25 protein-coding genes and 1 other RNA gene are annotated in these 24,400 nt (G+C 58.6%); 22 read left to right on the plus strand and 4 right to left on the minus strand.

From position 1 onward, the window contains the following. Nucleotides 1-15: 15 nt before the first annotated feature. Genes MLC70_RS00780 through MLC70_RS00790 form a run of 3 tightly spaced genes read right to left on the minus strand, consistent with a single transcriptional unit; the run spans nt 16 to nt 2,689 of the window. Nucleotides 16-963: an SDR family oxidoreductase gene (locus tag MLC70_RS00780; RefSeq protein ID WP_248181065.1), complete on the minus strand. Its 948-nt coding sequence runs from the start codon at nt 961-963 to the stop codon at nt 16-18. Continuing rightward, nucleotides 963-1,778 (minus strand): lysophospholipid acyltransferase family protein, encoded by an 816-nt coding sequence (locus MLC70_RS00785; RefSeq protein ID WP_248181066.1) that lies wholly within the window; start codon nt 1,776-1,778, stop codon nt 963-965. Before MLC70_RS00785 ends, MLC70_RS00780 begins: the two co-directional genes overlap by 1 nt. 17 nt (nt 1,779-1,795) lie before the next feature. Then, nucleotides 1,796-2,689: a D-hexose-6-phosphate mutarotase gene (locus tag MLC70_RS00790; protein ID WP_486626034.1), complete on the minus strand. Its 894-nt coding sequence runs from the start codon at nt 2,687-2,689 to the stop codon at nt 1,796-1,798. 146 nt (nt 2,690-2,835) lie between these two features. Here MLC70_RS00790 and MLC70_RS00795 point away from each other — a divergent pair, with 146 nt between their 5' ends. The 21 genes from MLC70_RS00795 (at nt 2,836) to MLC70_RS00895 (ending at nt 22,002) form a co-directional block, all read left to right on the plus strand. Continuing rightward, complete coding sequence (locus tag MLC70_RS00795) at nt 2,836-3,591, plus strand: 2OG-Fe(II) oxygenase (protein ID WP_248181067.1); 756 nt, start codon at nt 2,836-2,838, stop codon at nt 3,589-3,591. 102 nt (nt 3,592-3,693) lie between these two features. Then, nucleotides 3,694-3,790, plus strand: an RNA gene (ffs, locus tag MLC70_RS00800) — signal recognition particle sRNA small type. A 141-nt stretch (nt 3,791-3,931) separates the two neighbouring features. Beyond that, nucleotides 3,932-5,890 carry a DNA polymerase III subunit gamma/tau gene (gene dnaX / locus MLC70_RS00805; RefSeq protein ID WP_248181068.1) on the plus strand — a complete coding sequence of 653 codons (1,959 nt, stop codon included), beginning with the start codon at nt 3,932-3,934 and terminating at the stop codon, nt 5,888-5,890. 13 nt (nt 5,891-5,903) lie between these two features. After that, on the plus strand, nt 5,904-6,227 hold the full coding sequence (locus MLC70_RS00810) for a YbaB/EbfC family nucleoid-associated protein (RefSeq protein WP_248181069.1): 324 nt from the start codon (nt 5,904-5,906) through the stop codon (nt 6,225-6,227). Between the two features lie 47 nt (nt 6,228-6,274). Beyond that, entirely contained in the window at nt 6,275-6,877 is a 603-nt protein-coding gene (recR, locus tag MLC70_RS00815) for a recombination mediator RecR (protein WP_248181070.1), read from the plus strand. Nucleotides 6,878-6,897: 20 nt separating this feature from the next. Continuing rightward, nucleotides 6,898-8,049: a ribonuclease D gene (locus MLC70_RS00820; protein WP_248181071.1), complete on the plus strand. Its 1,152-nt coding sequence runs from the start codon at nt 6,898-6,900 to the stop codon at nt 8,047-8,049. Beyond that, nucleotides 8,046-8,339, plus strand: a complete 294-nt coding sequence (locus MLC70_RS00825; protein WP_248181072.1) for a YcgL domain-containing protein — start codon at nt 8,046-8,048, stop codon at nt 8,337-8,339. Before MLC70_RS00820 ends, MLC70_RS00825 begins: the two co-directional genes overlap by 4 nt. Next, nucleotides 8,336-8,782, plus strand: a complete 447-nt coding sequence (locus tag MLC70_RS00830) for a YcgN family cysteine cluster protein (protein WP_248181073.1) — start codon at nt 8,336-8,338, stop codon at nt 8,780-8,782. Before MLC70_RS00825 ends, MLC70_RS00830 begins: the two co-directional genes overlap by 4 nt. Further along, the gene (locus MLC70_RS00835; RefSeq protein WP_248181074.1) at nt 8,782-9,126 is read left to right on the plus strand and encodes a hypothetical protein; all 345 of its coding nucleotides are present in this window, start codon (nt 8,782-8,784) and stop codon (nt 9,124-9,126) included. Before MLC70_RS00830 ends, MLC70_RS00835 begins: the two co-directional genes overlap by 1 nt. 35 nt (nt 9,127-9,161) lie before the next feature. Continuing rightward, nucleotides 9,162-11,174 (plus strand): VWA domain-containing protein, encoded by a 2,013-nt coding sequence (locus MLC70_RS00840; RefSeq protein ID WP_248181075.1) that lies wholly within the window; start codon nt 9,162-9,164, stop codon nt 11,172-11,174. 78 nt (nt 11,175-11,252) lie between these two features. Beyond that, nucleotides 11,253-12,095, plus strand: a complete 843-nt coding sequence (locus MLC70_RS00845) for an AAA family ATPase (protein ID WP_248181076.1) — start codon at nt 11,253-11,255, stop codon at nt 12,093-12,095. 22 nt (nt 12,096-12,117) lie between these two features. Next, nucleotides 12,118-13,296 carry a vWA domain-containing protein gene (locus MLC70_RS00850; protein ID WP_248181077.1) on the plus strand — a complete coding sequence of 393 codons (1,179 nt, stop codon included), beginning with the start codon at nt 12,118-12,120 and terminating at the stop codon, nt 13,294-13,296. 305 nt (nt 13,297-13,601) lie between these two features. After that, nucleotides 13,602-14,162 carry an AraC family transcriptional regulator gene (locus MLC70_RS00855; RefSeq protein WP_248181078.1) on the plus strand — a complete coding sequence of 187 codons (561 nt, stop codon included), beginning with the start codon at nt 13,602-13,604 and terminating at the stop codon, nt 14,160-14,162. Nucleotides 14,163-14,186: 24 nt separating this feature from the next. Beyond that, on the plus strand, nt 14,187-15,842 hold the full coding sequence (locus MLC70_RS00860; RefSeq protein WP_248181079.1) for a tetratricopeptide repeat protein: 1,656 nt from the start codon (nt 14,187-14,189) through the stop codon (nt 15,840-15,842). Then, nucleotides 15,839-18,643: a tetratricopeptide repeat protein gene (locus MLC70_RS00865; protein ID WP_248181080.1), complete on the plus strand. Its 2,805-nt coding sequence runs from the start codon at nt 15,839-15,841 to the stop codon at nt 18,641-18,643. The genes MLC70_RS00860 and MLC70_RS00865 overlap by 4 nt, the downstream gene beginning before the upstream one ends. Next, on the plus strand, nt 18,633-19,016 hold the full coding sequence (locus MLC70_RS00870; protein WP_248181081.1) for a hypothetical protein: 384 nt from the start codon (nt 18,633-18,635) through the stop codon (nt 19,014-19,016). The genes MLC70_RS00865 and MLC70_RS00870 overlap by 11 nt, the downstream gene beginning before the upstream one ends. Nucleotides 19,017-19,055: 39 nt before the next feature. Continuing rightward, nucleotides 19,056-19,367, plus strand: a complete 312-nt coding sequence (locus MLC70_RS00875; RefSeq protein WP_248181082.1) for a hypothetical protein — start codon at nt 19,056-19,058, stop codon at nt 19,365-19,367. A 16-nt stretch (nt 19,368-19,383) separates the two neighbouring features. Further along, nucleotides 19,384-20,031 carry a MotA/TolQ/ExbB proton channel family protein gene (locus MLC70_RS00880; RefSeq protein ID WP_248181083.1) on the plus strand — a complete coding sequence of 216 codons (648 nt, stop codon included), beginning with the start codon at nt 19,384-19,386 and terminating at the stop codon, nt 20,029-20,031. A 15-nt stretch (nt 20,032-20,046) separates the two neighbouring features. Then, nucleotides 20,047-20,586 carry an ExbD/TolR family protein gene (locus MLC70_RS00885; protein ID WP_248181084.1) on the plus strand — a complete coding sequence of 180 codons (540 nt, stop codon included), beginning with the start codon at nt 20,047-20,049 and terminating at the stop codon, nt 20,584-20,586. Further along, a complete protein-coding gene (locus MLC70_RS00890; protein WP_248181085.1) occupies nt 20,583-21,077 on the plus strand; it encodes an ExbD/TolR family protein in 495 nt (164 codons plus the stop codon). Before MLC70_RS00885 ends, MLC70_RS00890 begins: the two co-directional genes overlap by 4 nt. After that, entirely contained in the window at nt 21,070-22,002 is a 933-nt protein-coding gene (locus MLC70_RS00895) for an AgmX/PglI C-terminal domain-containing protein (RefSeq protein ID WP_248181086.1), read from the plus strand. The genes MLC70_RS00890 and MLC70_RS00895 overlap by 8 nt, the downstream gene beginning before the upstream one ends. On the opposite strand, the gene MLC70_RS00900 is transcribed toward MLC70_RS00895, so the two are convergent. Beyond that, on the minus strand, nt 22,003-22,488 hold the full coding sequence (locus tag MLC70_RS00900) for a MaoC/PaaZ C-terminal domain-containing protein (RefSeq protein ID WP_248181087.1): 486 nt from the start codon (nt 22,486-22,488) through the stop codon (nt 22,003-22,005). It lies immediately after the preceding gene. A 189-nt stretch (nt 22,489-22,677) separates the two neighbouring features. On the opposite strand from MLC70_RS00900, the gene MLC70_RS00905 reads away from it, so the two are divergent. Next, nucleotides 22,678-24,354, plus strand: a complete 1,677-nt coding sequence (locus MLC70_RS00905; protein WP_248181088.1) for a long-chain fatty acid--CoA ligase — start codon at nt 22,678-22,680, stop codon at nt 24,352-24,354. The last annotated feature ends 46 nt before the right edge of the window (nt 24,355-24,400 follow it).

A 24,400-nucleotide genomic window follows, 5' to 3' on the forward strand; every position in this document is an offset into this window, starting at 1 on the left:
GACAGGCAAGGGCTGTCACACGGGCTTCTTGTTCTCCCGGTAAAAGCGGAAGATCTCTTTCAGCGGCCTTCTTGGGGTAAATCCGAATTCCTTGCCAAAGGCTCTGCCGTCAATGACGACAGGATACTTGAAAAAGTGCATCAGATACGACGGAAAACTTCTCAGATTCAGTGTCCGTAATATCAGTCTCGGCACAATCGGAGGCACCGACGGAATCGGCAGGCGCTGGCAGCCACAAAGCTTCAGAGCATGCTGATAGGCCACCCAGTCTTCGGGCGCCACATTGAAGACGCCCCGCTGGGTTTTGTTGTAGGCAAGTACAATGGCGTCGGCCATGTCGTCGATGTGGATGAACTGCATCATCGGGGAAAAGCCCGCCAGAACCGGCGCCCGCTCACTGGCCAGCAGGGTGCTGATAGAGTTCCTGACCCCGGGACCGACAATGTTGCAGGGCCGCAGAATGGTGATATTCAGTTCGGGATAGCGCCAGAGGTAAATATTGGCCAGGTTCTCCAGCTCAACCGAATCAACCAGATCGGCGCTCAGCCCGACACTCTTGAGGGGCGCCTCTTCGTCAATCAGCGCCGGATTGTAGGCAACGGCGCCGTAGACGTGAAAGGTCGACAGCACCACAACCCGCCGAATACCGTATTTGTGGCTCAGGTCCAGTAGCTTCTGAGTGCCCAGCACGTTGGCGTTGTAGCGGCGCATCCGGGTCAGCTGGCTGGACATGATGCGGCCAAGATGAATCACGCCGTCGAACTTGTATCGCCGGAAAAGATCCTCGAAAACCCGTTTGTTGAAGTCAATGCAGTAGCTCGGGATGTCATCGCCCAGATAGACCTGTTCCCGGAAATCCACAGCGACCAGATCGCAGTGATCCCGCAGGCGATCAATCACCTGTTGTGCCAAAGCACCGGCGACGCCGGTTACCAGAATGCGTGGTCTTTGTTGCTTGCTCATCAGAACAGCCTTTTCCTTTCGCTCAGCCCCTTGTCAATCAGCTTGCTGATTTCGCCTTTGACCTGTTCTACCCGTTCGGTCACCTGCTCTTCGGGGATTTCCCGGTCATCAAAGAACATCGGTGGACCGAAGTTGAGGTGCACCTTGGCCGGCAGGATGACCGGCAAAGCCACCGGTGCATAGGGTACGCCCAGGGCCTTTGCCAACGGCTTGATGTTGGCAATGGCCGGTATGGTTTCCTCGCAGCCGACCACGCCCACCGGCACGATCGTCGCCTTGTATTTCATGGCCAGATGCATGAAGCCGTTTCCGAATCGCTTGAGCTGGTACCGGTCCTGGTAGAGCTTGCCCGATCCTCGCACCCCTTCAGGAAACACAATAACCGCTTCGTTGTTGGCCAGCATTTTGGCGCAATTGGTCGGGTCGCCCAGCACGGCGCCTACCTCGTTCAGCAGGTTGCCAAGATAAGGGACCGTGGGAAAGAAACGTTCAATCATAGCTCGCGGAATTCGTGGTTTTTCTTTCCGTGAGGCCAGGGCGTACCCGATCAGCAGCCCGTCAATCGGAAGCTGTCCGCTGTGGTTGGCGATAATCAGCACCGGTCCCTCGGCGGGGATGTGTTCAACGCCGCTGGCCTCCACCCGGAAGTACTTCTCATACACGTGGCGGGTCAGCGAGAGCCCGTATTTGATGGCCTCGTTGTTGTAGCCCCAGGGGTCGTATCCCAGGCTGCCGATAGGCTTGCGGATCCGGTTGATCTGTTCGCTCAGTTCCGCCGGAACCAGTTTCGATTTCAGAATGGATGCCAGACTCATGGCGACTCCCTGATGGTTTAAATTCGTCCGATCAACACGCCAAGGGTATGGCTTTGGCCTTCATTCAATACCCGATAATCACTTAACGCATTGGCGGTTTCGACACACAGCATGGATTTCCAGCCACTGTCCGGAAAGTCGCTGAGCGCTCTGGCTTTGGCGGGGCCGGGGTTCCAGACTACGGTTGAGTCGCTGCCGATGGCGTTCAGTGTTCGCCGCGACGCTGGTGAGGCTACTACCATTGGCGCCCCGGATTCGTAGATCCTGTCCGTTTCTCCGTCAAACGTGACATCGCCATGCTGGGGGTGGTAGCTCCAGTCAAGCAGCGTGTCGACATAATCCGCACCGGCAAGGCCTTCAATGCGGGTTCGGTGTATATCCGGTGTTGGCAGGTAAGTGTGCAGAGCCTGGGTAAACGCCAGAGGTGCGGCGCCCAGATTGGTGGTGGTCAGCGCAATCTGGCAGCCCTTGACCGAAAAACTGAAGGTGGCGAGGAGCAACGCATGCCCCTCCCACGTGTCTGCAAAATCATCATTGGCATCGAGAGACAGGCAGATTTCCACCTCGTGGGCGGACTCCCGGACGTCTTCGAGTTTCCACAGGGCGGTTCGCGCAAAGCCATGGGCGGAATTGGTATGGATTCGCTTGCGGACCTCCGGAGGATTCCGCTCCGGTGCGCCAAACCACGGCCAGCAGACAGGAATGCCGCCACGGATTGCCCGCCCGGTTGCGAAGCGGGCTGTATCGCTCAGCCACAGCCAGTCGGGCTTGTCATGGGTGGCAAAGTGGGTCAGGTGAGCACCCTGTAGAAACAGTTGGGCGCGGAAAAGCGGGTGGTGCACTTCCATGGCCTCCAGTTCCCCGTGGGTTTTCCAGCGGGTAAACGACCAATGCCCGGGTTTCGTCGTCACTAGGTGCCTCATACCGCAGAAAGTTTCTTTAATTCGCCGGCCCTGCGCCGGGGATTACGTGTATTTGCGTAGCCACAGAGTAAATTAAAACTGACGCTGTCGCGAGATTCCGGCCTAAAATATCGGCCTGTCACAGGAGGCAATGCATGAAATCCAGCGTCATCAGACCCATTCGTGGGCGTCTTCCCGGAGGAGCCCGACCGGCACTCGGAGCGGTATCTGGCGACGTGGATCTTTGTGTCCCGGCGCGTGAAGCGCCGGCGATCGATGTCCCGGTCAGTGAAGCGTGGCTCGACACCCTGGCCGCAGGCCTGACGGACTCCGGCTGGATGAGCCTGGACGTGCGCGAAAAGCTGGGCCGAAGTCTGTTGCAGGGGCTGCTGGATGAGGTGCGCATCCTCGACGTGACCGAGTCAATGAAGGATGCGGGCATCGGCCGCGGCGCCGATCTGATCCGCGACCGATCGGTACGGCGCGACAAGATTGCGTGGCTGCAGGGCGCCACGGTTCCCCAGCAGCTCCTGCTCCGCTTTCTGGATGAAGTGCGCATGGGCCTGAACCGCCGGCTGTTTCTTGGCCTGAAGCGCATTGAATCCCACTATGCGACCTACCACTCGGGGGATTTTTACCGCCGGCATGTGGACAGCTTTGCCGGCCGTGCTTCGAGGGTGGTCAGTCTGGTTCTTTACCTGAATGACGAGTGGGCCAGCACCGATGGAGGGGCGCTGCAGATCTACAGCCGCGACAGTCAGAACAAGGTCTGTGGAACGGTCCTGCCAGAGATGGGGAGAATCGCGCTGTTCATGAGCGAGGATATTCCCCATGAGGTGCTACCGGCCAACCGCACCCGCTACAGTCTTGCCTGCTGGTTCCGGCAGGACGAAGTGCCTCTTCCGTTGTAGGAAGCGCTGCTTTCCGTTTTAAGTCGTTGTAGTGGGGCACCCCATTTGCTACTATGCGCGCCGCTTTCGGGGAATTGTCCCGGAACGCCGTTATGGTGGCTCCATTGGTGCCTCCGCAACATGAAACCGTGAACCCGGTCAGGCCCGGAAGGGAGCAGCCGAAGCGGTGGAATTGTGTGCCGGAGTGTCGCTGGTGGAGTCACCCCCAGACCTCCTCCTCTTCTCGTTTTTATCTGGCTGAAATCATCGCTTTTTCCAGTTCCGACCCGGCGCTGTCCGTCTTCTTCTCACGCTGGGACCGTGCTAAGGTTAAGGTCATTTTCACAGCAGTTGGCGAAACATGAGCTACCAGGTACTTGCCCGTAAATGGCGCCCCCGCACATTTGAAGACATGGTCGGCCAGGAGCATGTGCTGCAGGCACTGATCCACGCTTTGAAAAACCAGCGTCTTCACCATGCTTACCTGTTCACGGGGACCCGAGGTGTGGGTAAAACCACCATCGGCCGGCTGCTGGCGCGATGTCTGAATTGTGAAACCGGTGTTAGCCCGACGCCCTGTGGCGAGTGCAGCAGTTGCCGCGAGATTCAGGATGGCCGGTTTGTAGACCTCATCGAGATCGACGCCGCGTCCCGCACCGGTGTCGACGATATGCGCGAACTGACAGACAACGTGCAGTACGCGCCGACTCGTGGCCGCTTCAAGGTGTATCTCATTGACGAGGTGCACATGCTGACAAACCAGTCCTTCAATGCCTTTCTGAAAACACTGGAGGAACCGCCGGAGCATGTGAAGTTCCTGCTGGCAACCACCGATCCCCAGAAGCTTCCGGTAACGGTGCTGTCCCGGTGCCTGCAATTCAATCTGAAGCGCATGACGCCTGAGCACATTGCCGGTCATCTTAAACATGTGCTCGGTGAAGAGCATATTCCATTCGAAGACCCCGCGTTGTGGCTGCTGGCTCGCGCCGCCGATGGCAGCATGCGGGACGCCCTGAGCCTGACCGATCAGGCCATTGCCTTTGGCAATCAGAAACTGGCAGCCAGTGATGTCAGCAACATGCTGGGTACCATTGATCAGCGTGATATCGAACGACTGGTCCATGCCTTGGTGGAAAATGATGGGCCCTCACTGCTGGCTGAAATTCAGCGTATTTCCGATTTCGCGCCAGACTACAGTGTGATCCTGGCTGACCTGCTGTCGCTGTTTCATCGGGTCACCATGGAGCAGGTGGTACCCGGAAGTGCCGACAATGCCCTGGGTGACGCCGCTCAGGTGCAGGCCCTGGCCCGCAAGCTCAGTGCCGAAGATGCGCAACTGTTTTACCAGGCAGCGTTAATGGGCCGTAAAGATCTCGCGGTCACGCCCGACGCCCGCATGGGATTCGAAATGACTCTGCTGCGCATGCTGGCGTTTCGTCCGGGAACGGACCGCCGGGAGCCGCCGGCAACCGGTTCCTCGCGTACCGGCGCCGACGCTCAGGAACCTCGCGACGAGCCTGAACCTGTCTCCGCCCCGGCATCAGCGCCTGCGGTTCGACCTGAGCAGGCGGCCGAACAGGTGCCGGAGGTGCCGAATACTGAGGCACCTGAGGCGCGGCGCGAGCCCGCAGTCGAGTCACCACCCGCTTCGGTAAACGATGTTGGCGCCACTGACGACTTCGATCCCGGCCCGGTGCCCGATTACCTCAGTGATAACGAGCCGCAGCCGGTTGAGCCTGGGTCCGCTGCGTTGCAGCGACCTTCCGGGATGGAGTCTGAAGCGCCTTTGGCGGAAGCTGATGCAGAGCTAACCGCTGCAAATCCTGAAGCGCCCTCAACGGCGGATCTTGAAAAGCCCTCAGTGGAGGAAGTTGACGAGACAGCGGCGATGCCAATGCCAGAGCCCGAACCTGCTTCAGAGCCCGCGCACAGCGGCGATTTCAACTGGCAGCGTGATTTCCGCAGTCTGGGCATCGTGGGCATGCCTGGCAACCTGGCCAGCCATACGGCGATGGTCCGGGAAGGTAATCAGATTCTCCTCACCATGGAGGAAGGCCACGCGCGGCTGTTGAACGCAAGGCATCAGGACAAAATACTGGCTGCCTTGAGAAACCGGTTTGGCGACGCCATTACTGTGCGTATCGAGCAGGGGAATACGGGCGGCCATACTCCGGCAGCCTGGGAAGAGCACCAGCGGGTGGCGCGGCAGAAGGCGGCCGTGAGTTCGATTCAGAGCGATCCGCTGGTCAGGTCCATCGTTGAACGTTTCGAGGCACGGGTCGTTGAAGAGAGTATCCGGCCCGCTCAGAATTCAGGTTGAAGGAGAACACGCTATGATGAACGGCATGGGCGATTTAATGAAAAAAGCCCAAAAAATGCAGGAAGACATGCAGAAAGCCCAGGAAGAAATTGCCAAGGCCGAGGTCACAGGCGAGTCCGGAGCGGGACTGGTGAAAGTCACCATGAACGGTCGCCACGACGTCCGCAAGGTCGAGATTGACCCTTCGCTGATGAGTGAAGAGAAAGAGATTCTGGAAGACTTGCTGGCGGCGGCTGTCAATGACGCGGTTCGGCGGGTCGAGGCCAATCAGAAAGAAAAGATGTCCGGTATGATGTCCGGCATGGGGATGCCGCCGGGCTTCAAGATGCCGTTTTAGTTCAATGGCCTAAGCGTATCTTTTAATGTGAAGTAAGAGGAATTTGCATGGCGTTCAGCCCGCTGGTAGATGAACTGGTGGAGTCCCTTCGGTGTCTTCCCGGAGTAGGCCAGAAAACCGCGCAGCGTATGGCGTTTCATTTGTTGGAGCGCGGTCGTCCGGGCGGTGTTCGTCTGTCTGAAGCATTGGGTACCGCCATGGCTGACGTGCGCCGCTGCGACAGCTGCCAGAACTTCGCCGATTCGTCACGGTGCGGCATCTGTGAGAATCCGGAGCGGCACAACGGTACGCTCTGTGTGGTCGAGAGTCCGTCGGATCTGCTAGCGATCGAGCAGGCGGGTGACTATCGCGGCAGCTATTTCGTGCTGATGGGGCACCTTTCGCCCATCGACGGCGTGGGCCCGGAAGAGATTGGTATCGAGCGCCTGCTGAATCGCATCGCGCAGGAAAATGTGACCGAGCTGATTCTCGCCACCAATCCCACGGTGGAGGGCGAAGCCACCGCCCATTACATCGCAGACCGTCTCGATGGCCGGGGCGTACTGATTACCCGTCTGGCTCACGGCATTCCTGTGGGTGGCGAACTTGGCTACGTGGACGGCTTCACGTTGACCCACGCATTCCGGGGCCGCAAACCCCTCTCTGAATAACGACGGATCGAGCATTTCCTATGGCCCCACCAACCACTCCGGTCGCAACCGCGCCCCCGGCGCCAACAACTATTGAATGGATCACCGAGCCCGAATCACTCGACCAATGGTTGCTGGCGGGTAAGAACGAGCCACTGGCGCTGGATACGGAATTTGAGCGGGTAAGCACGTTCTTTCCGATTCCTGGCCTTGTGCAGTTGGGGCTGGGCGAACAGTATCGTCTGGTGGACCCAGCGGTCGCAGAGCAATCCGTTGAATTTCGCCGGGTTCTCGCGGACAACCGTCAGCCAAAACTGCTTTATGCCATGAGTGAAGATCTGGAGCTGTTTCGCCATTGGCTTCAACTGGAGCCCGCCGGCGTTATCGATCTTCAGATTGGCGCGGCGCTTGCCGGAGCGGGATTCTCGGTGGGTTATGCTCGCCTGGTGGAAACGTTGTTCGGTGCTACCCTCGACAAGTCCGCTACCCGCTCGGACTGGGTTTCGCGGCCGCTCAGCGAAGCGCAGCAGCGTTACGCGCTGGACGATATCCGGTTTCTGGCGCCTGTGTACGATTGGGTGATGTCCAATCTGTCGGTTCGTGGTTTTGAGGCAGCTCTCGCAGAGGAGTCCGACCGGTTTGCATCGGAGCTCGCCAGCCAGGACGATCCCGAGAATCATTATTTGAAACTCCGTGGCGGCTGGGCGCTGCCTCTGCAGCAGCAGACTGCGCTCAAAAGGCTGGTCCTCTGGCGGGAGCAGGAATCCCGTCGTCGCGACCGCCCGCGTAATCGGGTGGTAGGGGATCCACTGTTGATCGCAATCGCCGAGCGCATGCCCGGTTCGCTCAAGGTGTTATCCAATATCCAGGGGCTACCGCAGCCGGTCATCCGTCGTTATGGTGATAAGATACTGGAGCTGCTGGATGAGGGCCTTGATGCGCCCACGGCAGATTTCGAGCCAATACAGGCCCCGCTGACTCGCGACGAGCAGGCATTCTACAAGCAGGTCAAACGGGTACTTGTCGCTGCCGCCGAGAGGGCAGATGTGCCCGTGGAATTGCTGGCACCCCGGAAACGGCTTGAGGCGGTGGTTCATCGCCGGGATCTTGCTGCTGGTCTTTTCAACAGCGGGTGGCGCAGTCAGATTATCGCGCCGGTTCGTGAGCAGCTTGAGGATTTATTGAAATCATGAGTGACAAACAGTTTGTGTCGGTGTTCCGCAGCAGTAAAAAAGCGGACACCTATCTTTATGTCCGTCGCGGGCAAATCTGGGAGGAGCTTCCCGAAAGCCTGCGCGGTATCTTCGGGACGCCGGTTCATGCCATGGATCTGATTCTTACGCCGGAGCGGAAACTTGCCCGCACCAGCGGAAGGCAGGTTCTGGATGCCATCGCAGACAAGGATTTTTTTCTGCAGATGCCGGAAGAGCAGGATTCCTACGTGGTGGACTTCCGGAGAAAGCCGGAGCAACGCCAGTCATGATCGCGCAGATCCCGTTCTGGCAGCGCAAACGTCTCGACGAAATGACGTCTGCGGAGTGGGAATCCCTGTGTGACGGCTGCGGCAAATGCTGCCTCGCCAAACTGGAGGATGAAGACACCGGAGAGGTGTATTACACCGATCTGGTTTGTCGTTACATGGATACGGACAGCTGTCGTTGTACCGTCTATCCTGAGCGGCTAGACAAAGTGCCGGCCTGCACCGTGCTGACGCCGGACTCGTTGGCAGACTATCACTGGTTGCCATTCACCTGCGCCTATCGGACGCTGGCGGATGGTCGACCCTTGCCTGACTGGCATCCGCTTCGCTCAGGCGATCCGGATAGCGTGCATGAGGCAGGCGTTTCGGTTCAGCACCGGGTTGCGTCCGAAGCCGGCGTCGCTGAAGAAGACTGGGAAGAACATATAATTCACTGGGTTCTGTAATGATTGATACTGACGCTCAACTCGCTTACGGCATTTTCTGGGTCATCTATGCCGTGTCATTTGTGGTTTTTTTCTACACCATGTCCCGCTTATTCAGGATTTTGCCGCTTTATGGGCTCCGAACCTTGTTACAGTCCGCGCTTATCGTGCTGTTACTGACCCCCGTGGAGTCTGCGGAAGTCAGCAGTTGGTGGGTGCCCGCCTGGCTCTACGGTGGGTATGAGCTCATTCTCGGTGATGCGGAAGCGTCCGGCAGGGCGATTTTCAACCTGGGGGTAGCGGCGTTGGCCATGTTGTTGGTGTGGGTGCTGGATCTGGTTCGCTACCGCCTGGTGAAACGCTAGGCTGATAACTGTAAGAACAAGAAAACGGAGCCGAGATGCGACGGATACTGAGCAAGATTTTTCTGGCCTCATTCCTGGCTGGCCTCTTCCTGCCCGCCTCGCTTGTCGCCCAGGCACCGCCTGCGCCTGAGCTGGCCGACAGTGCTGACGTGCGCATCATCGTCGATATATCCGGCTCCATGAAAGACAACGACCCCGATAACCTTCGCCAACCTGCCGTCCGGCTTCTGGCGCGTTTGCTTCCGGAACGCGCAAGCGCCGGTGTGTGGACCTTCGGGCAGTACGTCAACATGCTGGTGCCCTACGACTCTGTTGACGACGCCTGGCGCGAGCTCGCCATCAACCGGTCTGCAGGCATCAACTCCGTGGCCCTGCGAACCAATCTGGGCGAAGCCATCAAAGTGGCCAGCGATGACTACTTCACGAAGGGCGACCTTAGCGGCACCGACTTCATTCTGCTGACCGACGGCAAAGTGGACGTATCGGCGAGCGCCGACGCTAACCGGCAAGAGCGCGAGCGTATTCTTGGTCCGGTCCTTGACCGGCTGGTTCGCAAGGGGGCAACGTTCCATACTGTGGCGCTGTCCGACGAGGCTGACCGCGAGTTTCTCGAAACCCTGGCCGATCGCACTGGTGGGAGCTATAACGTGGCGCCCTCGGCGAACGCGCTGAACCTGGCCTTTTTGGACGCCCTCAATGCGGCGGTTCCACAGGAACAGTTGCCCATTGAGGGAGACGGCTTTGTCGTAGACAGCGGGGTGCAGGAATTCACCGCGCTGATTTTCTGGGGAGAAGATGAAACCAGTGCAACGCGGAAGCTGGAACTGACCGACCCCGAGGGCAGTGGGGCGGTGGTTGGTGACACGGGAGAAGGCATGCGGTGGGCGCGCGAGCCCGGTTACGACCTGATCACCGTCACTGAACCGCGACCGGGCAAATGGCGGATAAACGGTGAGCTGGGCGAGGGCAGTCGTGTCACCGTTGTCAGTGACCTGCGCATGGTTGTGTCGCCGGTGCCGTCATCGTTCAGCGAAGCGCAGCCTTTGGCTCTGCAGATTGCCTTTTTCGAGGACGAGAAAAAGCTGACCGATCCGGACTTTCTTGGGGTGCTGGAGGTTAGGGTGACGGTGACGTCGGAAGACAACCGAAGCGGCACCAAGGTTTTGTCTTCCGGTCAACCGCCGGCCAACGGGCTATACGGCGATACCATCAGCGCGCTCCCTGCGGCCGGCCGGTACACCATTGAGGTGATCGCTGATGGCCAGACCTTCTCCCGGAAATTCAGCAGTTTCAGTCGTTTCGAGATGCCGGAGGAAGCGGTTCTATCCCCGCCTGACGATAGCCTGCTGGCCGCCGGCGAGGATGCTCCAGCGACCGAGAACCGTGAACTCGCAGGTGAACCGGCTTCAGGGCAAAAAGCCGAGTCCGAAGCCGAGCCTGCGGGCGGTGGGCCTATCGATATCAGCAAAGTGGAAGAACCGACCAACATCGAGGAAGCGCCGCCCCGGCCTGCACCTGCTGAAAGCGAGGAGCCGGGCTCCCCGGCGTGGCTGTTGGTGGCCGCGGCTTTGGGTGCGGTTGTGGTGGCGGGAGGTGGCCTGTTTCTGCTTTATCGCCGTAAAACAGCGTCGGAGCCGTCCGGGGACCCGGACAGTGGCGCTGTTGATAACATCGACAGTCACGAAGAGACGGTGCCGGTTGTCGAGCCTGAGGGGATATCCGACGAAGTTCCCGAGCTGGAGCCAGAATCCGAGCCAGTGCAAGAATCGAAGCAGGAACCGGAGCCCGGACCGGAACCAGCGACAGCGGCTGAAGCCACTGATGCCGGGGCAACCGATGACAGCGATGATGGCATTCCCGTTGGCGAGCCGTTGAACGAGCCTGAGGAGGAACTGCCGGTTTTGGCAGAAGGCGAAGACGAGCCTGTGGATGAGTTCGGCCTCGAAGACTTCGATCTGTCAGAGTTTGACGATCTCCCGGATTTCGATGACCAAAAGAAGGGCCGGCTCGATAACGATGAGCCCGATGAAACAGAACCGAAAAAATAGTCCGGGGTGTTAAGGTGGTGGCTCAGGCCTTTATACTCCTCGCCCGGATGATTTGATAACCGAACAGGAACCAACAGCATGAAGTTTACCGGTACCGAAAAATACGTAGCCACTGATGACTTGCAAATGGCGGTGAATGCGGCCATCTCGCTGCAACGCCCGCTGCTCATTAAAGGTGAGCCCGGCACCGGCAAAACCCTGCTGGCAGAGGAAATGGCGTCTTCCCTGGGAATGCGGCTGATCCCCTGGCACATCAAGTCCACGACCAAGGCTCAGCAGGGGCTTTACGAGTACGATGCGGTATCACGCCTTCGCGACTCTCAGCTTGGTGATGAAAAGGTCAAGGACATCAGCAACTACATTGTCAAAGGCAAGCTCTGGGAAGCCTTTGAAGCCGACGAACAGGTGGTACTGCTGATCGACGAGATCGACAAGGCAGACATTGAGTTTCCAAACGATTTGCTGCTCGAGCTGGATCGCATGGAGTTTTTTGTCTATGAAACCCAGCAGTTCGTGAAGGCCAAGCAACGTCCCATCATCGTCATTACCAGTAACAACGAGAAGGAACTGCCGGATGCCTTTCTGCGTCGCTGTTTCTTCCACTACATCAGTTTTCCCGATCACGATACGATGAAAGATATCGTCGATGTGCATTTCCCCGGCCTGCAGCAGGCCATTGTACGTGATGCTCTCGAAGTCTTTTTCGATGTGCGCAAGGTACCCGGGCTGAAAAAGAAACCGTCCACCTCGGAACTGATCGATTGGCTCAAGCTGCTGATGGCCGATGAACTGTCTGCCAAAATGCTTCAGGAAAAAGACACCAGCTCGGCTCTGCCACCGCTCTACGGGGCGTTGGTGAAAAACGAACAGGACGTTCACCTGTTGCAGAAACTGGCATTTATGGCGCGTCGTCGCAGCTGACATTCAGCAAGAGCTATACCTTATGTTGATCGATTTTTTTCTCGAAGTACGGCGGGCGAAAGTGCCTGCCAGCCTGCGCGAATTTCTCGACCTGCTGGAGGCCCTGCAGCATCGCCTGGCCTTTGCCGATATGGAAGAGTTCTATTACCTGTCAAGGTTGTGCCTGGTGAAAGATGAGCGCCACTTCGACAAGTTTGATCGAGCGTTCAAGGCCTATTTCGAAGGTATTGAAAACCTTGAAGACCTGATGGAAATGCTGATTCCGGACGATTGGCTCCGTGCCGAGTTCGAGAAGCATCTCAGCGAGGAAGACAAGGCCAAGATCGATTCCCTGGGCGGCCTTGAAGAATTGATCGAAACCTTCAAAAAGCGCATGGAAGAGCAGCAGGAGCGGCATGCCGGTGGTAACAAGTGGGTGGGCACCGGGGGCACGTCGCCTTTCGGGGCCAACGGCTACAATCCCGAGGGTTTCCGGATCGGCCAGAAAAACGGCCGTCAGGGCCGCGCTGTCAAAGTATGGGAAAAGCGGGAATACAAGGACCTTGATGACAGCATTACCCTTGGTATCCGCAACATCAAAGTGGCCATGCGTCGGTTGCGTAAGTTTGCCCGCCAGGGTGCCGCCGATCAGCTGGACATGGACGACACCATACGGTCCACCGCCCGTAACGCCGGTTACCTCGACCTGAAAATGGTCCCCGAGCGTCACAATGCGGTCAAAGTGCTGATTTTTTTCGACGTTGGTGGTTCCATGGACCCCCACGTGCGGGTGTGTGAGGAGTTGTTCTCGGCTGCCCGTATGGAGTTCAAGCACATGGAGTACTTCTACTTTCATAACTTTGTGTATGAGAGTGTGTGGAAGAACAACATTCGCCGCATGAACGAGACCACCAACACCTGGGATATCCTCAACAAGTACACACCGGACTACAAAGTCATTTTCGTGGGTGATGCCACCATGGCACCCTATGAAATTTCCCACCCTGGCGGTTCCATTGAGCACTGGAACGAGGAAGCCGGGGCCACGTGGTTTCAGCGGATAACCGATCATTTCCGCAAGGTGGTCTGGTTGAATCCGCTACCGGAAAGTTACTGGGGAAGCGGTGGCTCTCTGGGCATGACCCGTCAGCTGGTGGAAGATCACATGTACCCACTGACGATGGATGGTCTCGAGTCGGCGATGAAGCAACTGAGCAAATAAAAAAGCCGATGCGGTTGAGTGCATCGGCAAAGCTCGGCATTTCAAACGGGGTAGCGGTCAAGGCTCCCCCGTCCCCTGAGCCTGAGCAATTACGGGGCCACCTGAAATTTCTTCTTTGAAAACAGTGCGCAAGTGGACTGTCCGGGTCGCACCAGCCTGTCCGGGTGTATCATTTGTGCAACACCCGTCAAAAAAGTCGACACGTCGAGTTGTCCAATTGGTGATCTGGATACCGTTCTTGCCGATTACCTGATGTTACCCTCCCTGTCAGTTTGTAACGGAACATTACAAAAGGCAGGAAGCGTATGGTCGCCACAGAACAGGCAAGGGTAGCTACCGCGAGAGTGTCCCGGGCGGGGCAGAATGCGCTGGCAGCAGCAGTCGCTCTGCTGATCGTAATGACCCCGGCACTGACCACCGCTGACGATCTCAACTCTGATATCAATCGCCTGAAAGCCCAGGTCGCCGATCTGGCCGGCGAGCTCTACGCGCTTGAAGAATCCATTTTGCATCCCGCCGATACCCAAGTGGCAGTATTCCTGACACTTGCCCGCAAAGATGTCCTGGAACTTGATTCTATTGAGCTGTTCGTCAATGACACTCCGGTGTCTTCGCATCTGTACACCGACCGGGAACGCCAGTCGTTGCAACAGGGTGGGGTGCAGCAGCTGTATCTGGGCAATGTGCCTCACGGGGAACATGAGCTCAGGGCGGTGCTGACAGCACGAACGGGCAATGACCGTTACATTCGTCGAGAAGCCGAACACCGCTTTCAAAAGCGTCCCGGGGAATCACGTATCCAGTTGTCGCTGGACGCACGGGCTCCGGATTACGAACCCCGGTTCCTGTTCTCGGAATGGAAGTAGTGTGGCATGGATGCTGACGTCAGGATGAGTCGCTCTTTCGTTCGTAACGTCCGGTTCGCTCTGGTTGCCGTGGGCGTCCTGACGGTCTGTGGGCAAAATGTTGCGTTTGCGGGCAATGCCACAGAAGTCGCGCGTATGGCTGCGCTGGCGCAATTCGACCTTGCTGCCGGTAAGCCCCGGTTGGCGCTTGCGCGGACGGAGGGCTCACAAGGCGAGAGTGTGGCCTGGCAGAGGGCCCGGGCGCTTATGGGAACCGGGCAAGTGGTCAGGGCCCGCGACCTGCTTGAACGCCAGCTGCAAGGTCAGACCCACCGTGGTGACGCTGCGTTGATATTGGGGCGAATCGCTAACAGTGAGGGTGATGCCGCCGGCGCATCCCGCTATTTCGACACGGCCGCTAGGCTGGGTTTCGGGGAAACGCGACAACAAGCCCTGTATGAGCTGGCGGCTTTGAAGCTCGGAGCAGATGATCCGGACGCCGCAGGACAGTTGCTTGCTAAGATGGAGCCGGGGTATTGGGCTGCACTGGGCTATATGAATCTGGCGGGCGTTTACAGCATCAGGGATCTCAACGCGGCTCGTCCGCTGGTCGCGTTGCGAGTTGCCCTGGCGATGTCAGAGCAGGATGCCATGGGTGAGCGGAGCGCTTCATTGCGCAGCCAATTACTGGTCAGGGTGGGGTACCTGTCCTATCTGCAGGAAGATCATGAAAAGGCCATCGGGTTCTTTGAACAGGTTCCCCTCAATAGCTATCACATGCCACGGGCTCTGTACCTGCACGGCCTTGCTCTTGCCGCTCGTGATAACCATCGGGCAGCCATGCAGTCCTGGCATCGCGCCAGGAAATACCCGCTGGCTTACCCGGGTGTTGAGGATGCCTGGCTCGGAATGGGCCGGGGGTACGACCTGTCCGGTTACCTGGGACAGGCGGGTGAGGCGTATCTTGCTGCCAATGCCTCCTATGAGAGCGAGCGGGTCACTCTGAAAAAGCTGGCCGCTCGAATAGAGGCTGACGGGGCCTGGAAGGCGTTGATCCTAGACGCCAGGGGATCGGATGCCCAGTGGTTCCTCGCCGACAGCCGAACTCTGACCCAGCCGCGCATGGCCTATCTGCTGCAATTCATGGAGAGTTCGGTGGCCCAGGAGGCGGTCAGCCGGGTCTCTGAACTGGTTGACCTCAAGCTTTATCTGGCGGAAAAGCAACAAAACCTTATCGTGTGGAAGACCTCATTGCGCGAACGGCTGGCTACAGATCCCGGTTCAGCCGGGATGCGCTGGGCAGGTCTGGCTGACAGGGCGGAAACGCTGAGGGAACAGGTTCAGGCGCTGGCACAACGCCAGGGTGCCAAGTCAGTCCCGGATGAGCTATCGAACACGGCTGAGACACTGAGCGCCGTGGAAAACGCGCTGAACGCATTGGAGCAGCGGTTGGCGAAAAGAGACGCCCAGATTGCTGCTCTGGTGCGCCGTGCGGATGCCGCCCTGACTAACATTCAATCGCTCAGCTCACAGGTGGCGAAGCTGCAGGAACGGGCCGAATCCAGTCTCGACCGTGTAGCGCTGACCTTTGTTTCAGATCAGGACAAGCGGATGGCGTTCGCTCTGGACAAAACCGAGCAACAGATTGCCCACCTTTACGAATACCTCGCCCTGGAAGCGCTTGAGCGGGGTGGACAATGAGTCACCTGATTTACGGCATGTCGCGTCGCTGTCGTGACTGGGTTGGCGTCGTCCTGTTGCTGACGGCAACGCCGGTGCTGGCCCAGGAATCCTTCCGTGTCGAATTGGGCCGTGACGGTGAAACCATCGGCGATATGCGTCCGGTATTCCTGACGTTCGAAGCCCGCCCCATGCCGGCGATATCGCCGGAGGAAGTAGCTCGCCGTTATCAGCGGCTTTTTGACTCCACCGACAAGCCGGAGGTGCGAATCGACGCGCTGAACCGGTTGGCCAATATCCAGCACGCTACCGGGCACGTGGTGCAGCCTGATGTCGAAGAGGAACAGCGGCTTTACCGCGAAGCTCTGGGGAGTTATGAGGCGATCGTTGAACGGGGTGCCTTTCAGGGCAAGCTGGATGAACTGCTGTATCAGATGGCCAAGGCTCATGCCTATGTGGGGCAGGGAGGCGAGTCCATGCAGCGGCTCAAACAGCTGGTTGGGCTGTATCCAGAATCAGCACTGGTGCCGGAAGCACGCTTCCGCATTGCCGAATCGGCGTTTTCGGCCGGCCGCTACGTCGAAGCGGAGGCAGAATACGGCCGCTTGATCGCCGGTGATGAGGGGGGCGGTTTGAAAATCAAAGCCCGCTACATGCAGGGCTGGAGTCAGTTCAAACAGGGCGCCGGAGCCTGGGGCCGGTCGGCCGCCTCGTTTCTTGAAGTGCTGGATCAGCGCATGCCGGATCAGGCCAGTATCGCGCACGTTTCCGACAGTGATCTGGAGCTGGTGGATGATACGCTCCGTATGCTGGCGCTGATGGCCGCTGAGACCGACGGGGCAGATGCGTTGTTAGCCTGGCTCAGTGAGGCTGGCTCAAAACCCTATGACTACCTGTTGTTTGATCGACTCGCGGACTATTACGCAAGCAAGGGCCGGCATGCCGACAGCGTGGCGGTGAATCAGCGGTTCGTGGAATTGCAGCCCGGACACATGGCTGTGCCGGCGTTTATGGCGCAGGTGGTGGAAGTGTGGCGTCAGTCTGGCGAGCAGGGGCAAGCGCGGCGCGGCCAGGCAGCATTCGTCGCGGCGTTCGAGGAGGCGGAAGCATACCAGCGGCTGGATGCGAAGGATCAGGCATTGTGGCGGACGTTCGGCCGCGAGCTTGCGGACTATCACTACAGCCGGGGTCAGAACAGTTCCGATCCGGAGCAGTTTGCCCGCGCCGCTGGGTATTACGAGCGCCTCGGTATGCATGACGCAGCGCCGGGAGACATTTTCAGGCTGGCAGGGGACGCGCGCCTCCAGTCCGGTGACTTTGCTCGGGCGCTGACCAATTATCGGCAGGCCGCTTATGACACGCCCGGTTATCAGGACTCTGCCGATGCCGCCTGGGCGGCGGTCGTCATCCAGCGTGACGGCGCGTACCAGCGCATTGACCACCCGGTCACGCTCGAGGCGCTCTCTGACGAGGCAGAGCGTTTCGAAGCCATCTTTCAAAATGACGCGAGGCTACCCGCCTTGTATGCCGATCTTGCCAATCGGTGGCTTGAACAAGGAGAGCTGACTCAAGCCCGGCGATTTGCCGAACGCGTGCATCAGCTGCACGGATCACAACCTGCAGATCAATACATTGCCTGGCTGGTTTTGGGCGAAATCCACACAGATTCGGACGACCATCGAGCCGCGGAAAATGCCTGGCGCAAGGCTGACAGCCTGATTCAATCCGGTGTCCTGAAGGATATCGATTCCGAGGAAACCCGGGCTGTGAAGCGCCAACTGGCTGCCGCCATATACCGTCAGGGCGAGGCCGCCCAGAGTTCCGGTGAGACCGATCTGGCTGTGGCCCACTTCCAGCGCGTTGATTCCGTGTTTCCGGGCTCAGATATTGCAATCAAGGGCCGCTACGATGCCGCAAACAGCCTGCTTCTGGCGGAGCGCTGGCAGAGTGCCGTCAACGAATTCATCCGGTTCCGCGGCGATTTTCCCGAACATCAACTGAGCCGCCACATCAGCGATAAGCTGGTGCTGGCTTACGAATCCTCTGACCAGCCGGTTCGGGCGGCTTTGGAGCTGATGGAAGCGGCCCGGACGGCCGCCGATCCCTGGCCGAACACTCTGCAGGCCGCCGAGTATTTTCATCGTGGGCAGGCCACGGGACGGCGTAATGCCATATATCAGGATTACCTGGCAATCGCATCGGAGCCTTCCGGCGCTCCCGAGCATCTGCGTCTGCAACGTATGCGTCAACGTCTGATTAATTCCGGAGTGTCGGTCCCGCACTACCGTCAAGACATGGTGAGCGCAGAACTGGCCAGCCAGTGGCATTCTGAGGACACACTGCGCTGGTCTGCCAACTCGGCCCTGGCATTGGGAATATCGGCTGCGGAGGCATTCGGGGCCATTCCTCTGAACCATCCCCTTCAACAATCCCTGAGCCACAAGCAGCAAGCGCTGGCGCTGGCCACCCAGCGTTTTTCGGAAGCAGAACAGTTCGATCAGCAAGGTGTCAGATCTGAAACTCTTTACCGACGCGCGGAGCTTTACCGGACCCTTGCCCATGACCTGATGAACTCGGCCGTTCCCGATGAGCTGAACGATCTTGAGCGGGCCCAGTACCGGATGCTCCTGGAGGAGGAGGCGTATCCCTTCGAGGAAAAAGCGATCAACCTGCATGCGCGAAACCACCAGTTATTACCCGACCATGGCTACAACGAATGGGTGGAGAAAAGCCTGAACGCTCTGGCGGAACTGTTCCCGGGCCGCTACGACCGCGACGTTCGATGGATGACCTGGACTGGAGAGACGAACGATGACGCCTGAACGCGTATTGAGCGGATTGCTGGTATGGATGCTGATGTTGGTGGGATGCGCCTCTCAGCCTCAGCCCATGTCTGAAAAGCCGCCGGCCCAACCCGCCACTCTGGACCCGCAGGCAGTGGTGGCCCTCAACAATCGAGCCCTTTCTCTGAAGGACGAAGGCGAGTTTCGTGAAGCGGCCAGACTGCTCCGCACCGGTGTTGAGGCGTCTCCTGCAACACCCGAGTTGCACTACAACCTTGCGGTGATTACTGAGCTGTACCTGCTGGATCTTGAAACCGCTCTGGCTCACTACCGACGCTACCGTGAGCTGACCGGTGACGACGACCGACAGGTGGCTGGCTGGATGGCTGATCTGGAACGGAGGCTGCAGTAAATGGTTCAACGGATAAAACCATGGTCAGGATGGGGCAGGGTGGGTTGGCTGTTAACCGTATCCCTTGTATTGGCAATGATCAGCACTGTGCCGGTTGCGGCCGATCCACAAACGGAAGTGTCCGGGGCGCTCAGGGTGGAGGGAATTTCCAACCATGCTGCCGACGACGATCCCGGTGTTCTGTACATTCTGCCCTGGCAGCCCCCCACCTTACCCCGAAGGCCTCGGGCGCGGCTGGATGAGGGCGCGCCGGACCTGCTGGAACCCAAGGATCCGGTCGCGCTTGAGCGCCACCGGGTGTTTCGTGAAACCCTGAATCCATCGCTGGATTCATCCCTGTCTTTGCAGTAACTGCGGGAGTCTGAGAATGCTGGAAACTGTGATTCGTTTTTTTCAGGAAGGTGGTCCCTTCATGTACCCGATAGCGGTTGTGCTGATGATAGGTCTGGCCATCACCCTAGAGCGCTTTATCTATCTGGGGAGCGTGCGACGGCGTAACCGCCTCGCTTTTGAGAAGGGTATTCTGCCGTTGCTGCGCAAGCGGGATTATCAGCGTGCGATGAAAGCCGCCAACGGTTCCGACAGCGCCATTGCCTCGATCATGGGTGCCGGAATCGGCCGTTTGCTCAATAACCACCGCCGTGCGGACATCGAGTGCGCCATGGAAGAGGGGCTGATGGAAGTGCTGCCGCGTCTCGAGAAGCGCACTCAGTACCTGGCGACCCTGGCGAATATTGCAACCCTGATGGGGCTGCTGGGCACCATTATCGGACTGATTGCGGCGTTTACCGCCGTTGCCGCAGCGGATCCGGCGCAGAAGGCCACATTGCTGTCGGAGAGTATTTCGGTGGCCATGAATACCACGGCGTTCGGGTTGATGTCAGCGATACCCCTGTTGATGTTTCATGCCCTGTTACAGACTCGAACTAACGAAATCGTAGACAGTTTCGAAATGGCCGGGGTGAAGCTGTTGAACATCATCTCCGACCAGTTTCCCGGCCAGTCTGCGGCCTGAGCCGGAGGACACGGTATGAGACGCAGACATCGCAGGGCGGTGAGCAACCCGGAACTGGACATTACCGCTTTTCTCAACCTGATGATTGTTCTGGTGCCGGTGCTGTTGCTGGGCATGGTGTTCAGCCAGATCCGCACCATCGAACTGAGTTTTCCCGGCATGGCCCCCGGCGAGGCACCCTCGGTGGAGGAATTGCGACTGGTGGTCACCGTGATCCCGAGCGGCATCGAAGTGTCTGACAGTGAACGTGGTGTGATACGGACTCTGCCGTTACTTGAAAGCACTCAGGACTTTGACGGGTTGCGAGCGGTTCTGCAGCAGATCAAGGCAAGGGTGCCCGAAAAAACCGATCTGGTACTGGAGGTCGGTGCAGATATTGACTACCAGACGCTGGTGACCACCCTGGATACGGTTCGCTCCTATGCTGCGGTGGTAGCGGCCAGTCAGGTGGAGGCGGAGCTTTTTCCGGACGTTTCACTGGCTGATGCGCCGGATGACCGTGAGCTGGCGGGCACCGCCAGTGCCGGGACGGCTGACACCGGGGAGGGGGCATGAAAACATCCCGTCGCTCCCAGCGAATGAAGCGCCATTACGCTCGCATGCACCGTGCAGGCGGGCTGAATCTGGTGTCTCTGATGGATATTTTCACCATTCTGGTGTTCTTTCTGATGGTGAATTCATCCGACGTCAAAGTCATGCAGAACACGGCGGACGTGCCGTTGCCCCAATCGACAGCGCAGCAGGCCGCAGAGGACACCCTCACGGTGCAGGTGAGTGGGCAGTCGATACTGGTGCAGGGCCGGGAAGTCGCTCGCCTCGACACCATTCAGGCCGGGGATTCGACGGTGGCGGGTTTGGCGAATGAGCTGAGCTGGCGGCGGGATCGTCGCGGCGAGCCGCCGGAGAACGGCTTTGAGGTGACCATCATGGCCGGCCGCGACACCGACTACCGGCTACTACGGAAAATCATGCAGACCTGTGTCGACCAGCAGTATCGTCAGGTGAAGCTGGCAGTCGAGTCGGTTGGGGAGGTCCGCAATGGTTGACCCTTCCAATGCCCAGCGCGGCTTGCCCTGGACCCCTGAAAAAGGTGAAAACCGACGTTTTGTACGAATCCTGTTGGTGACGCTGCTGGTGTTTTTGCCGCCTGCGGTGGTCATTCCCATGCTGGACGTCCCCGCGCCTGAACGCAGCGAAACGGAAAAAGTGCCGCCAACGCTGGCAAAACTGGTGGAGCAGAGTCAGCCACCCGAGCCTGTGGCACTGCCTGAACCGCAACCAGAGCCGCAGGCAGATCGATCCGAGCCCGAAGCAGAACCAGAACCAGAACGAACGGACGTTAGCCGGCGACCACCTGACCCTGACCGCCAGACCACCGAGCAAGCCAGGGCGACGGCGTCCCGTTCGGGTCTGTTCGCAATGAAAGAGCAGATGGCCGCGCTGCATGGGACAGACGCCGAGCCGGTCCAGACCCTTGCCGCTAATGTCCCGTCAGGAAACCCGAACGAGCCGGCCAACCGCCGCACCCGTGACGACGCTCTCAAAGGCAGCGGCGGTGTTGTGGACGAACAGGCGCCAGCACGAGTGGCAGAGGTCAGTGGTCATCAGGTTCGTGAGGTGGTGGCCACTCCACATCGTGAACCGGTGAAGGCAGCAGCGGCTGAAACCGGACCCGGAGCCGCTGAACGAGGCATGAGCAATATCCGCAAAGTGTTCGACGCCCAGAAAACCGCACTGTATTCCATGTATCGCCGTGAACTGAGGCAGGATCCGACCCTTGAAGGCAAGGTGCTGCTCGAGCTGGTCATTGAGCCCGATGGGACCGTGTCCCATTGCGAGGTGGTCAGTTCCGATCTGGACAACCCGGAACTGGAAACCCGGATCGCAACCCGGGTCCGACTGTTCAACTTCGGCTCCGCGGACGTTGCGGTGCGAAGGGTCAAGTTTCCGATTGATTTCCTGCCGGGATAATCAGTATTCGATCGTGATTCTTGGCAGGCGGGGCTTGTTGAGTGTCAGCTTTTGGGTCGGCGCAATAACCCGGGCCTGCCCGCTGACGACTTCTTCACTGTTCTGATTGTGAACAACGCACTGGAACGCCACCCGGTTTTTTGCCTCTTTCGTCTGCACGGTCAGGGTGACGGTGAGGGTGTCGTCGAGTTTTACGGGACGTTTGAACGCCAGGCTCTGCTCCAGATAGATGGTTCCGGGGCCGGGCATGACTGTGGCCAGTGCGGCTGAGATCAGCGAACCGCTCCACATGCCGTGGGCAATACGCTCCTTGAACATCGAGCCGGCCGCGAAATCTGCATCCAGATGCACCGGGTTGACGTCTCCGGAAACAGCCGCGAACAGCACGAGCTCATCTTCCGTCAGGGTGCGGGTAAAGGTCGCAGAATCGCCCTCATGCAACTCGTCATAGGTGATGTTTTCCAGGGTGTCAGGCGTGTCGCTCATGGGCTTCTCCACGATTGGGCGAGGTTTGTAAAGGCACGGAACAGGTGTGCTCTGAAAACTACCTCATCGGTCACAAAACTGCTATTCTCTGCCACTCATTTTTAGGCTGATACTTTTGTCGGGTTGATTTTTTAACCACCCCGACAGCGGTAGAACAATATAAACACAAGCGCCCTACAGGAGATGGTGATGGATTTCGAGCAGTTCTATCAGGACAAGTACCCCGCTGGTGTGCCCCGAGAGGTCGACCTGAACAAATATAAAAGCATGGTAGATGTGTTTGATCAGGCCGTTCAGAAATACGCAGACCGTCCCGCATTCAGCGCCGTTGGCGCCACCCTGACATACCGTGACCTCGACACCCAGAGCCGCAATTTTGCTGCCTGGCTTCAGAACAAGACCGACCTCAAGCCGGGCGACCGTATCGCGGTACAGATGCCGAACGTCAGCCAATACCCGGTGGTTGTGTTCGGTGCCATGCGCGCCGGCCTGATTGTGGTCAACACTAACCCGCTTTACACCACGCGGGAAATGGAGCACCAGTTCAACGATTCCGGCGCCAAGGCCCTGGTGGTTCTGGCCAACATGGCCGAGAACGCGGAGAAGGTCCTGCCTCACACCGGTATCGAGCACGTGATCGTGACCGAGATCGCCGACATGCATTCGCCGATCAAGCGCACGCTGCTGAACGCCGTGATCAAGCACGTCAAGAAAATGGTACCGCCGTTCAACCTGCCGCAGGCGCACAAACTGCCGGCCGTGCTGAGTGCCGGCGCGCGAGAGAAGTTTTCGCCGGTTGAAAGCAAACCGGACGACATTGCCGTTCTTCAGTACACCGGTGGAACCACGGGCGTGGCCAAAGGCGCCATGCTGACCCATGGCAACCTGGTGGCTAACCTGCTGCAGACCCGCCCGATGATGGAAGACATCATAGTGGAAGGCCAGGAAGTGGTCATTGCGCCGCTGCCGCTGTATCACATCTACTCCTTTACTCTGAACTGCGGAATCATGCTGGAAGCCGGCGCGCACAACGTGCTGATCCCGAACCCGCGGGATATTCCCGGGTTCGTTAAGGAGCTCAAGAACCACAAATTCACTGCGTTCCTGGGCCTGAACACCCTGTTTGTCGCCCTGTGCAACAACGAAGACTTCCAGGCGCTCGATTTCAGCGCGCTCAAACTGACGTCTTCTGGCGGTATGGCGCTGACCAGCGACACCGCCAAGATGTGGCAGCGGGTAACCGGCTGCGAGATCACCGAAGGTTACGGCATGACCGAAACCTCTCCGGTTGTTACCTTCAACCCACACAGTGCCATTCAGCTGGGCACCATCGGTCTCCCGATTCCGTCTACCGTGGTGAAGACCATCGATGACGACGGCAATGAGACGCCGCTGGGCGAGCCGGGTGAACTCTGCGTCAAAGGCCCCCAGGTCATGCGCGGCTACTGGCAGCGACCGGAAGATACCCAGAAGTCCTTTACCGACGACGGTTTCCTGCAAACCGGCGATATCGCGCTGATTCAGGAAGACGGCTACATCCGCATTGTCGATCGTAAAAAGGACATGATCATTGTGTCCGGCTTTAACGTATTCCCGAACGAGATCGAGGACGTGGTGAGCAGCCATCCGAAGGTTGTCGAGTGTGCGGCCGTCGGCATCCCAGACGCGAAAAGCGGTGAAGCCGTCAAGGTGTTCCTGGTGGCGACTCCGGAAGGGGTGTCCGAGAACGAACTCAAAGAGTTCTGCCGTGAGCGTCTGACCGCTTACAAAGTGCCGAAGAACTTCGAATTCCGCGATGAGTTGCCCAAGACCAACGTGGGCAAGATTCTGCGTCGTGAACTGCGCGACGAAGCGAATAAGAAGTAAAATTCCGCCTGGGCCTGTTCCGACAGGCTCTTACGGTAAGGAAAAC

Origin of the sequence: Marinobacter goseongensis (assembly GCF_023156235.1) — a bacterium.
Lineage (GTDB): Bacteria > Pseudomonadota > Gammaproteobacteria > Pseudomonadales > Oleiphilaceae > Marinobacter > Marinobacter goseongensis.